Origin of the sequence: Micromonospora sp. SL1-18 (genome assembly GCF_047921505.1) — a bacterium.
In the GTDB taxonomy this organism is placed as follows: Bacteria; Actinomycetota; Actinomycetes; order Mycobacteriales; family Micromonosporaceae; genus Micromonospora.
This window is the reverse complement of the sequence record NZ_JBLROA010000108.1, coordinates 1-11,337: the sequence shown is the minus strand read 5'-3', so window position 1 is coordinate 11,337 and position 11,337 is coordinate 1. Positions and strand designations below refer to the sequence as shown.

Here is an 11,337-nt window from a genome sequence, read left to right as displayed (position 1 = left end):
CCGGCTGCCCGCCGAGCGACCGGCGCGCTGGCAGCCCGGCGAGTCGGTCTGGCCCACAGGCAGAGGCTGCGACAATGGTGCAGCGATAGCCTGCAGCCATGGGCAGCGCCGAACTGGATGAGTTAATCGTTGCGGACGCTGAGGCGCTGCGGGCGTGGTTGTCGGCCAACCACGCCACGTCGCCCGGTGTCTGGCTCGCCCTGACCAAGAAGGGCGGCACAGTCACGACGCTGACGTGGCAGCAGGCGGTCGACGAGGCCCTGTGTTTCGGCTGGATCGACGGGCAGGCCCGTAAACGGGATCAGGAAACCTCCTGGATCCGGTTCACCCCTCGCAGGCCCCGCAGTTCCTGGTCACAACGCAACGTCGCCCACGTGGCCCGGCTGGAAGCGCAGGGGCGAATGCTGCCCCCAGGCCGCGTTGCGGTAGAAGCCGCGAAGGCGGACGGGCGGTGGGCAGCCGCCTACGCCCCGCCGTCGGAAGCCGAGGTGCCGGCCGACCTACTCGCGGCCATCGCTGCCGACCCCGCCGCCCAGGCGATGTTCGACGTACTCACCAAAACCAACCGGTTCGCTCTCATCCACCGAGTCAATGCCGTCAAACGGGCGCAGACCCGCGAGCGGAAGATCGGCGAGTTCGTTGCCATGCTGGCCCGTCACGAGACGATTTACCCGCAAAAGGCCATGCCTCCGACCTCGCCGTAATCGGCATGTTCATGATCATGTGCACTCATTTAGCCGCTGACCAAGCGTCCCGGATGTGTTACGAGGGGTGCGTGCAGCGAACAGGTCCTTCCCAGGAGAGTGCGCCTGGCTCAGCCCGGATGGGCCCACTGGGCAGTCGACCGCAGGTCAGCCCTCGCGCAGCGAATTCTGGCACGGTTCAAGGAATTCGGCGAAACCTGTCAGAGCCACCCGCGGCGTGAGGCCTGCAGGCCGGCCTGGAAGCGGGTGTCGGCGTCGAGCGCGGCGAGCAGGCGCTGCATGCGCCGGCGAAGGGTACGCACGCCGATGCCCAACTCGCGGGCGATCGCCTCGTCCTTGGCGCCGGCCGCCAGCAGGGCGAGCACTTGCCTGTCCTCATCGTCGACCGCACCCGTCTCGGCGGGCTGCTGGGCGTCGAGCGGCAGCGCCCGGCTCCAGTACAATTCGAACAGCGTGACCAAGGCGTCGAGCAACGTTGAACGACGGATCACCGCACTCTGCCGGATTCCTGTCTCCAGCATGAGCGGTATCAGGGCGACGCGGCGGTCGGCGATGACCAGTTTCATCGGCAGGCGCGGTAGCAACCGCGCCTGCTCGCCCTGCGCCGACAGCTCTCGGACATGGGCGCGGGCACCGTACCGCTCCAGCGATTCGGCGGAGTAGATCGTGCGCCAGCGGATCCCGCGGGTGAGTACCTCGCTCTGCTGCGGGTTGTCCGGTCCGGCGGAGTAGGGCGGCCGGTCGAACAGCAGGATTTCGGTGGTGCAGGAGTTCTGGATTTCGGCGAACCGTTGCGCCACCGCTCGTTCCCCGTTGACGATCTCGACTAGTTCTCCCGGGTCGTCCTGCCGGCCCGCACGGTACTCCCCCATCAGGTCGGCCACAGCGGCACGGGCTCCGAGCAACTGGCTTTCGCGGACGTGTACCAGGGTTTCGACGGCGACATCTGGGATGGTCGGGACGTAGCGTCGCGGCCGGCCTTCGACCCGCCCCACGAACCCGAGAGCTTCGAGCCTGCGTAAGGCAGAGGCGACGCGTGCGGTGGCGAGTGAGGTCATGTCGGCGAGCTGCTGCTGGCTGCTACGCGGATTCAGGAGCAGTACGCGGTAGATCTGTTCGTCGATGTCGGGAATGCCGAGAGCTGCGAGTTGCCGCTCACCTGGCTCGTGGGCTTCGCGCGCGGGGCCCACCGCTTGCCTCCACTTTGATTAGGACGTCGGGGATGTGTGTGCAGTGGCCGGGACCGGCCGATGGCCTCTCCCGGCCACGGAGGAGTCTAGACCGGCGATATTCCGCGGTGTCAGGGTGTCAAGGTCAACTGCCGTATCGATCGATCGGACCACCGTGAACGCATTTGCCCACTCGCCGGTCGTACCGCCGGCACGTCACCGGCTCCGCCGCGCCGTGGCGCTGCTGCTGACCGCGCTGGTGATCATCACCGTGCCCGCGTCGCCGGCCGCCGCGGCACCCGCCGCCTGGAGCGGCCAGACACCGTCCGGAGAGCCGGGAGTGGACAAGATCCAGCCCGCGCTCGCCCAGGCGTTCGAGGCACCCGGCTCCGAACCGTTCGTCATCGAGTTTGACGCGAAAGCTGACCTGACCGAGGCGGCCCGGATTGACGACTGGACGCGGCGGGGCGCCGCCGTCGTGGCCGCCCTGCAGAACACCGCCCGGGAGAGCCAGGCAGAGGTCGCGGCAATGCTGGACGACGCGGGCGTTGAGTACGACTCGTACTGGGTGGACAACACCATCCACGTGCACCGGGGCGACCGCCGGGTCGCGTCGCTGGCGGCCGCGGAGAACACGGTGACGAAGGTTCGGCAGGCGGGCGTCCTCGCCCTCGAACAGCCGGCACCGGCGCTGCGGACCGCAGCAGCGGCCGGCGTCGAGTGGGGCGTCGCCGACATCAAGGCCGACCAGGTCTGGGACCATTTCGACGACCGCGGCGACGGGATTGTCGTTGCCAACATCGACTCCGGCGTCCAGTTCGATCACCCCGCATTGGCCGCCTCGTACCGTGGCAACACCGGCAACGGCACCTTCGACCACAACTACAACTGGTTCGATCCCGCGTCGATCTGCGGTCGTCCCTCCGCTAAGCCGTGTGACAACAACGGTCACGGCAGCCACACCATGGGAACGATGGTCGGCGACGGCGGCGAGGGCGCCAGGATCGGTGTCGCCCCCGGGGCACAGTGGATCGCGGTCAAGGGATGCGAGTTCAGCGGCTGCTCCGAGTCGTCGCTGACGGCAGCCGCCCAGTGGGTGCTCGCACCGACCGACCTACGGGGAGAAAATCCCGATCCGGCCCGCCGCCCCAACATCGTCAACAACTCGTGGAGCGGTCCCGGCGGCGACGACTGGTACGAAAACTTCGTGCGGGCCTGGGTGGCCTCGGGCATTTTCCCCGTGTTCTCCAACGGCAATGAAGGACCGCAGTGCCGCACCACCGGTGCGCCCGGCGAATACCCCGAGGCGTACTCGGTCGGGAACTACGCGGAGAACGGAATCATCGCCCCCACCTCCAGCCGCGGACCCGGCTCGTCGGGCGAGACCAAGCCGAACATCTCCGCCCCGGGAACGGCGGTGCGGTCGAGTGTGCCGACCGACGGGTACCGGGTGTACAGCGGGACCTCGATGGCCGCACCGCACGTGGCGGGCACGGTCGCTCTGATGTGGTCGGCGGCGCCGTCCCTGCTGGGCGACGTGGCTGCCACCCGACAACTGCTCGATGACGGCGCCCGGGATGTCGCCGACGACCAGTGCGGCGGCAACGCCAAGGACAACAACGTCTACGGCGAGGGCCGGCTCGATGCGTTGGCAGCGGTTACCGCCTCACCCCGGGGGGACGTGGGAACCCTGCGTGGCCGGGTCACCGCAACCGGGTCGGATGAGCCGATCGCCGGGGCCACGGTGTCGCTGACCGGGTCGACGTCGCGGACCGCTGTCACCGACGCCGACGGCCACTACGCGCTGACGCTCACCGCCGGGACGTACGACATCGCGGCCCGGTCCTTCGGGTACGTCACGGACGGCGTCGAAGGCATCCAGGTTACAGCGGACGCCACGGTGACAAAAGACTTCCAGCTCTCGCCGGCACGGCGCGTGCCGTTGGAGGGCGCGGTGACCGACGGTTCGGGTCACGGCTGGCCGCTCTACGCGCAGGTCAGCATCGCCGGCACGCCCCTGGACACCTTCACGGACCCGGTGACCGGCGCCTACCGGATGTCGGTGCCCGTCGGCGACGACTACCAGGTCAAGGTGACTCCACAGTACGACGGGTACACGGCACGCACGATGGACCTCACGATCGCCGATCACACCAGACGCGACATCACCTTGGCGGTCGACCCTGCCTCCTGCACAGCACCCGGGTACCGCCGCGGCGACGGGTTGCGCGAAAGCTTCGACTCAACCTCCGCGCCGGTGGGCTGGGATGTCGTGGATGCGGCGCGGACCGGCCAGACATGGACCTTCGACGACCCCGGTCGCCACGGCAACCTGACCGGCGGTGCCGGCGGCTTCGCCGTCGTCGACAGCGATGCGTACGGCCAGACCGGCTCACAGGACACGTCAATGGTCTCGCCGACGGTGGACCTGTCGCGGACAGCCAACCCAGTCGTCGAGTTCCGCACCGATTTCAACGCCAACTGGCTCGAGCGTGCCGACGTCGACATCTCAACCGACGGCGGCACCACGTGGAGCAATGCCTGGCGGGCCAAGGGCGACGTGCGCAGCAGCAAGATCACGGTCCCGATTCCGTCAGCGAGCGGCAAGTCCGACGTGCGGGTGCGGTTCCGGTACTGGCTGGCCGGTGACGACTGGTGGTGGCAGATCGACGACGTGTACATCGGCGAACGCGACTGCCGGGCCGCGCCGGGTGGATTGGTGGTCGGCCGCACCACGACCTCGTTGATCGGCCAGGCACTCGACGGCGCCAAGGTGGTGGCCACCGCCGATCCGCACGCGTGGACTACGAGCGGTCCAACCACCGACGACGTGCTGGGCAACGGCTTCTACGCGCTCTTCTCCGCGAACACCGGATCCGTGAAGCTGGCGGCATCGGCCGCCGAACGCAACACGGCGGTCGTCACCGCCCGCGTGTCACCCGACCGCGTCACTCGCCGAGACATCGGGCTGACCTCGGGCCGGTTCACGGCCTCGACGTACCGCATCGAGCGGAGTGTCCCGCTCGGCGAGAAGGCGACCGCGACCTTCAAGATAAACAACACCGGCGATGGCCCGGCCCGGTTCGAATTGGACGAACGCGACGGCGCCGACGTCGCGCGCCTCGCCCCGCCACCCGGGTCCGTCCGCGACACCCCAGCGGGTAGCGGCGCGCCGCTACGCACCCATCGCGTGGCCGCTAGCCCGTCGCGCACGGGCGGCTCCAGCGGCAGCGGCGCAGCGATCACCGGTCCGCGGCTCGCTGACGCCCCATGGCGCACATTGACCCCGTACCCATCGCGCATCAAGGACAGTGCCGCGGGATACCAGAACGGGCTGCTCTACTCCTTTGGCGGCACCACCGGCAGCGGTGCCCCGCTGCGCAGCGCGTACACCTACAACCCGGCCAGCGGCGCCTGGTCGCCGATCGCCGACCTGCCCGACGGGCGGCAGCGGCCGTCCGGTGCGTTCATCGACGGCATGTTCGTCATTGCCGGCGGATGGGGCGAGGACAACTTCAACCCAGTGGCGAGCACCTTGATCTACAACCCCGAGAGGGACTCTTGGACGACCGGGGCGGTAAACCCGTCTCCCCATGCCGCCTCGGGCACGGCGGTACTGGACGGCCAGCTGTACGTCGTCGGCGGATGCGACGTCGACTGCGGCAACACCGACGTCCTGCGGTACGACCCGGAGTCGGACACCTGGACGCGGCTGGCCGACTACCCACAGAACACCGCCTGGACCTCCTGCGCCGGGCTGCGGGGACACGTCTACTGCGCCGGGGGAATCGGGCCCGGCGCCGACAAGCTGTCCACCTACGAGTACGACCCGGACACCAACCGGTGGAAGCAGGTGGCGGACATGCCCGTCGACCTGTGGGCCAGCGCAGTGTCGATCTCAGCCGGCCGACTGGTCATCGCGGGCGGCTCGGCCGAGCGGAGCTCGATCATCACCAACCAGGCCATCTCCTACGACCCGACCACCGATACCTGGACCCGGCTACCGAACTCGACATACGCGCTCTACCGGACCGCCGGGGCGTGCGGGTTCTTCAAAGTCGGCGGCTCCGAAGGCTACGCCGCAGGCGATCCTGCGGTCGAGCAACTGCCCGGAAACTACGACTGTGCGCCGTCCGACGACCAGGAGTGGCTGGAGCTGACGCCGGACGAAAACGTCCTCGAAGCAGGCCACCACACGACCGTCCGGGCCCGGCTGGACACCACCAGACTGACAAAGCCAGGACGGTACGTCGCGGACGTCCGGATCGGCGAAGGGACTCCGTGGGAAACACCCACCATCCAGATCGTGTTCGACGTCAAGCCGCGGCGCTGACCTTGCCGAGCCGGCTGTGATGCCCCGGCAATTCCCCGGACATCACAGCCGGCTCGGACCCCACCCACTGCGGGTCTGGGCGAACCCGCTGTCGCACGCCCGGGTTCCACAGATCGACGCCCTGCCTGGTCTGTGAAGCTGGCCTCTGACCTGGGAAAAGGAGGCTGAGGATAGTACGACGAGCGTGTCACTAGGCGGACGCGTTTTCCCAGCTCAGGGCATCGCAGGACGAACGCCGGAACGGCCTGTTTGCCGACATTCTTATCGGGCGTATCGGTATATATGCGCTACCAAAAGTCATCGACAGGCTACATCATGAGACGTGCATCTATGCTCGACTGCAGTTACGATCTTCACGCACCTCTGGTTGCGCGAGCGAGATGCCGGACGACTCAGGCCCGTGACCTGCAACAACGAAGGCGCCTAGCGACACGACGGTTCATCGTGTCTTCATCCATTTCTGCAGCTCAGCCCGGTTTTTCGTGTACTAGGCGCGAGGCTCATCTGTGGAACCCGGGGCACGTGATCAGACTTCGATCGATCCTATCGACACGGTCGGAGCTCTCAGCAGCGCGGCGGCATCGTGGATCAGCCCGCCCGGTATGTCGACCCGTTCGGTGTACTTGGCGTCGCGACTACAGGAGGTTGTGCTTACGGGCGAAGTCCGGGAATTCCGCTCCGGAGCAGGGCAGACGAGCACCGGTTGCTCTCAGTGCCTCAATGAGGTTCCCCGCAGCCGTCAGGGTTTGCTTGCCGTCCCGGCAGGCCCCCGCGAGAAGCCAGATGGTGCCGTGGACGCGGGCGTCGTGGGCACGGGCGACCTGCGTCGCGTTCCTGTCGTCCGTGATGGCCACGCCTCCCCGCAGTTCGGCGGCCGCGAGGACGGACGCTTCCCCGAGGTCGCGCTCACCCGAGCCGAGCCGCGCGGCCCATTTGGTAAAGCACCGCACCTCATCGAGCGTGTCCAGCTGGGCAGTGCTCAGCCAGTCCACCTCGCAAGCGACGGCCAGTTCACGATGATCCTCAGATCCCGCCCGCAACTCCTCCCGAACCACCTGAGTCGTCCAACAATCGGCATCGAGCAGCAGATCCTGCAAGACGTCCAGCCGGTCAGCGAGAGTGAAGTGGCTGAGAACCATCGTGTCGAGCACAAGGACGGAGGTGACTTGCGCCGAGCGGCTCACGGCGCGATCTCCAGGTCGTCGTCCTGCGGTAGATCCGCCTCGGCGATGTGGCCATGCATCAACTCCAGAGCCCTGGCCCGGGTGATTCGCCTGTTCCGCAACGCTTCCATCACGGCCTTTGCGTAGGCGGGCGATACCCGTACCGACGCAAGGTCGGGCTGCGGTGCCCAGCCCAACGCCTCCATGAACTCCACGTGGGTAGGCCGAATCTGACTCCAGGACCTACGCGTCTCTGGGTCGATGGTCCCTGCCTGCTCAGCCTGCCGCAACGCCAGCAACCAAGAGGTACGGTATCGAGCCGCATAGCTCACGATCTGATCCCGGCTCACCGTCCCGCGGGCTCCGGCTGCGGCAATCGCTTGCACGGGCAGCAGAAGTTCCGCGGCGAAGGCATCAATCACCACCTCCCGTTCTGCACGCGAGGTACTCACGCCGAGGTCGGCGGAATACTCATCACCAATGATGAGATGCCCCAACTCATGTGCAGCGGTAGCCCGACGGCGGCCAGGATCGCCCGTAGTGCTCACGACAGCAACGGCGATGTCGCCCTCGATGAGCGATGCGCCGTCGCCTGGCAGGTCGGTGACCAGAACCCACTGACCTGCGCGCTCACAGACGTCCATGATGCTGCCGATCGGTTCATCGCCGAGCCCGAACCGCTGTCGCAACCACCGGGCTGTCTGACGCGCATCATCCTCGGATGCCACCGGGTGCGGGTAGCGAAGCAGAGGACGGGTACGCAATACGCCAATGTCCAGCAACTGCTGGACATTGCGCAGCCACTCAACCATGGCGATTTCGAGGCGTTCCGACGACCGTGCTGCCTCAGTGTCGGTTTCCTCGGTCAGCGGCGCCGTCCGTCGGGACAACACCACTGGCGGCGGCTGAATCAAGTACTCCATCGACACCTTCAGTGCCCTGGAAAGCCGAGCCAGCTCCAAGCCGTCCAAACGGCGGCTGCCAGCCTCAACCTTGGCCAGCATGGTGCGGTCTAGCCCCACCATCGCCGCGAGATCCTGCTGCGAGATCCCCAACGACAGGCGGGCTTGTCGTACCTGCTCACCGACGAGGGGCCAGTCCCAGCCATCAGCCATGGTGCGATAATCGCACACCCAGCGCCGGAATGGGTCAACACAGGGAGGTTCAGGGTTCGCGCATCCAAGTCTGGGGGTCGGTGACGAAGACACCCTTACCCTGCTGACGCCGGATGACCCGCGCTTGGCCGTCGCGCGTCGGGCGCGGTTTGGGCGGCCAACATCCGAAGCCGCGGGCCGAGCCGGCGAAGCTCGTCGTCCGGCTGCACGGGTACTGGCCAGCAGGCGCACGACCTACACGTCCCCGTTCCAGCGCCCACGTGAGCGCGAACGCATTGACTGCCGCACACCTGGGCAGTCAAAGCCGAGACCACGGTCTATACGCTCGCCCCCTCGGGGGAGCGTCCTCGCGGCTGGTCAGCCGACCGACTGGTAGGGCGGCGACCAACCCGACCGCCGAGGGGAGCGCGATGAGCGGTACCAGCCAGGGCAGCGTCCCGGCGTACGGGCGTTGGCCTTGGGCTCGGCAGCGGGACGTCAGGGACCGTTCGCTGCGCGGGTGGTCGCGGAGGCCCTCGCGAGGCAGCCACGCCGTGCGGAGCGCGACGCCGACGTGGATGATTGCGCGGGGCTGCCCGGGCTTGGGGTCGCCGGCGCGCCTACCAGACCATGCTCGGCGGTGTTGCGGCCCAGTGGCTCGTCGACTGGACCGCGGCGTCGGCGGCGGCGGAGCTGCCCGGGGCGCTGCGCACCGTCGCCGGGGACTTCACCGGCTGAGCGGACGGGCGGGATACCGGGGCAGCGCGGGAAGGCGCCGTGTGATCTCATCCCTGCCGATGATGACACCGGACACCCCCGCCACCGATCCCGACGCCGCCACGGCCACGCCGCCGCAGGTGCGCCGCATGATCGTGCTCATGCTCGCCAACCTGGCCCTGAGCGCCCTGCTCGCCGTCCTGATGCTGGTCTTGCAGGAGCAACTGCTGGACTACCAGCTCGCCCACCTCGACCTGCCCGCCGGCATCGACCTAGCCGCCGCCCGAGAGACGCTGCGCTCCTCGGCGTGGTCCCGCGTGCTACCCGTGGCGCTGGTCGCGCTCGGCTACCTGTGGGTGATCCGCGGGCTGCAGCGGGGCCAGCGAAAGGCGTACCGGCAGGTGATCTTCATCTCGGTAATCGTGCTGCTCGGCTCCGGCCTGACCCTGCTCCAGCCGTTTCCCTGGTGGATGCGGGCGATCAACGTCGCCAAGGCGCTAGTGGCGGTCGCCCTCCTCTTCCTGGCCAGCCGCCCCCAGGTCCGCAGCCGGTTCGCCGCGACCAACCGACCCGACGTGGTCGACCGCTTCTCGTCCTGATCTCCCGGCCGCCGCCGCGCCTGCCCGGCGCGGCGGCCGGCCAGCCGTACGGGCAGAGCTGGCCGAGGCCGACCTCCCGGTCCGCACGATGGCCTGGCTCCGGTCGGCGACCTGGAGCTCGCGCCCGGGAGGGTCGTGCGGCTCTACGCCGGGGACCGCACCGAGTGGTGGGTGCACCAGACGGTGCGCAAGCTCTACCTCGGTCCGACCGAGTCGCCGGCTGGTTGACCGTTCGCACCCCAGTGCGTCCAGCCGAGCGGTCAGAGGGCGAGCATGGCGGCAGCGACCTGGTCGGCCGCGGCGTGCCGCAGGGCGGTACCCATGTCGTCGAGGACGAGCAGTCGCGCCGCGGGGATCTCGGCGGCGAGGACCTCGCCGTTGCCGACCGGGAAGAACGGGTCGGCGCGACCGTGCACCACGAGCGTGGGCACGTCGAGTTCACCGAGGCGCTCCCGCCATCGCGGGGTGCAGTCGATCCGGGAGAACACCATCCCGAGCTGGTTCGCCTGGTGCACCGCGGGATCGCTCGACGGCGTCCGGTCCCAGATCCGGGCGGCCGTCGCCCGCGCCTCCTCCGGATCGTCGCCCATCGGCTCGGCACCCTCGGCGGCGAACGCCGCGACGGCATCCCGGTCGGTCCAGTCCGGCAGCGGGTGGGAGAACAGCGCGACCATGACCGCGGGGTCGTGGTCCGGCAGGTCCTCGTCGACCGGGCCCGGCGCCACCGGCCGGGTGCCGACGAGGGTCAGTGCGGAGAACACGTCCGGGTGGTCCAGCGCGGCGACCTGAGCGACCATCCCACCGACGCCGACCCCACCAAGATGGGCGGTCCCGGCACCGAGCACCCCGACCAGCGCGGCCGCGTCGGCGACGAGATCCCGCAGGTCGTACGCCGGATTCTCCGGGTCGAGGGTCGTCGACGCGCCGGAGTCACGCAGGTCGTAGCGGACCACGCGCCGCCCGCCCGACGCGAGCCGCTCGCACAGCGCGTCGGGCCAGGACAGCATCGTCGTGCCGCCGACCAGCAGGACCAGCGGATCGTCCTCGCGGCCGAAGCTCTCGATGCCGAGATCCACACCGTTCGCCCGTACCGAGGTCATGCCGGCACGGTACCGCAGGCATGGGAGGAGAAGCTGCCGATCGACATCGCGCTCACCGACATCGACACCCGCTACCGGTTGTGGCTCGCCGGCGGCGTACTCATCTACAGCTCCGCGAACAGGCGGGCGAGGCTGACGCCACGACAACAGGCACGAAGACGGGGCTGCCGGCGCTCGCCTCCGGTGCGCTGACACCGGAGAAACTCGCCGCGGCCGGCATCGAGGTCCTACATCGCGGGCTATGCGCGTAAGGCAACGGTTCTGACCGCCGCGGACGCTCAGGAGCTACACCGGATGCTGCCGGAGGTGACCGGCGGCGAAGGGGTGCTCGAGGTCGCGTTCGCCGGTCACCGCCCGGTCCGCGGAAAGCCACCGCGTCGTGGATGACCCTCACCTACAAGAGCGACTGGACCGGCGGCACCCGCGTGGTCGCTGACCGCTGGTATCCCTCCAGCAAG

Annotated in this window: 8 protein-coding genes; 4 read left to right on the top strand and 4 right to left on the bottom strand. The window is 68.7% G+C overall.

Going from position 1 to position 11,337, the window contains the following annotated elements:
* Window positions 1-98 precede the first annotated feature (98 nt).
* The gene (locus ACNAW0_RS28770) at window positions 99-704 is read left to right on the top strand and encodes a YdeI/OmpD-associated family protein (protein ID WP_416291175.1); all 606 of its coding nucleotides are present in this window, start codon (window positions 99-101) and stop codon (window positions 702-704) included.
* Window positions 705-904: 200 nt separating this feature from the next.
* On the opposite strand, the gene ACNAW0_RS28765 is transcribed toward ACNAW0_RS28770, so the two are convergent.
* The gene (locus ACNAW0_RS28765; RefSeq protein ID WP_416291174.1) at window positions 905-1,894 is read right to left on the bottom strand and encodes a helix-turn-helix transcriptional regulator; all 990 of its coding nucleotides are present in this window, start codon (window positions 1,892-1,894) and stop codon (window positions 905-907) included.
* A gap of 154 nt (window positions 1,895-2,048) precedes the next feature.
* Here ACNAW0_RS28765 and ACNAW0_RS28760 point away from each other — a divergent pair, with 154 nt between their 5' ends.
* On the top strand, window positions 2,049-6,206 hold the full coding sequence (locus tag ACNAW0_RS28760) for a S8 family serine peptidase (protein ID WP_416291173.1): 4,158 nt from the start codon (window positions 2,049-2,051) through the stop codon (window positions 6,204-6,206).
* A 635-nt stretch (window positions 6,207-6,841) separates the two neighbouring features.
* Here the strand turns inward: ACNAW0_RS28760 and ACNAW0_RS28755 are convergent.
* Together ACNAW0_RS28755 and ACNAW0_RS28750 are read right to left on the bottom strand one after the other, a co-directional pair.
* Window positions 6,842-7,390 (bottom strand): hypothetical protein, encoded by a 549-nt coding sequence (locus ACNAW0_RS28755; protein ID WP_416291171.1) that lies wholly within the window; start codon window positions 7,388-7,390, stop codon window positions 6,842-6,844.
* Window positions 7,387-8,484, bottom strand: coding sequence for a helix-turn-helix domain-containing protein (locus tag ACNAW0_RS28750; RefSeq protein WP_416291170.1), 1,098 nt, complete (start codon window positions 8,482-8,484; stop codon window positions 7,387-7,389). Before ACNAW0_RS28750 ends, ACNAW0_RS28755 begins: the two co-directional genes overlap by 4 nt.
* A gap of 561 nt (window positions 8,485-9,045) precedes the next feature.
* On the opposite strand from ACNAW0_RS28750, the gene ACNAW0_RS28745 reads away from it, so the two are divergent.
* Window positions 9,046-9,201: a hypothetical protein gene (locus ACNAW0_RS28745; protein WP_416291169.1), complete on the top strand. Its 156-nt coding sequence runs from the start codon at window positions 9,046-9,048 to the stop codon at window positions 9,199-9,201.
* Window positions 9,202-9,260: 59 nt separating this feature from the next.
* Window positions 9,261-9,779 carry a hypothetical protein gene (locus tag ACNAW0_RS28740; RefSeq protein ID WP_416291168.1) on the top strand — a complete coding sequence of 173 codons (519 nt, stop codon included), beginning with the start codon at window positions 9,261-9,263 and terminating at the stop codon, window positions 9,777-9,779.
* A 260-nt stretch (window positions 9,780-10,039) separates the two neighbouring features.
* Here the strand turns inward: ACNAW0_RS28740 and ACNAW0_RS28735 are convergent, their stop codons facing one another.
* Window positions 10,040-10,879: an alpha/beta fold hydrolase gene (locus ACNAW0_RS28735; RefSeq protein ID WP_416291167.1), complete on the bottom strand. Its 840-nt coding sequence runs from the start codon at window positions 10,877-10,879 to the stop codon at window positions 10,040-10,042.
* Window positions 10,880-11,337 lie beyond the last annotated feature (458 nt).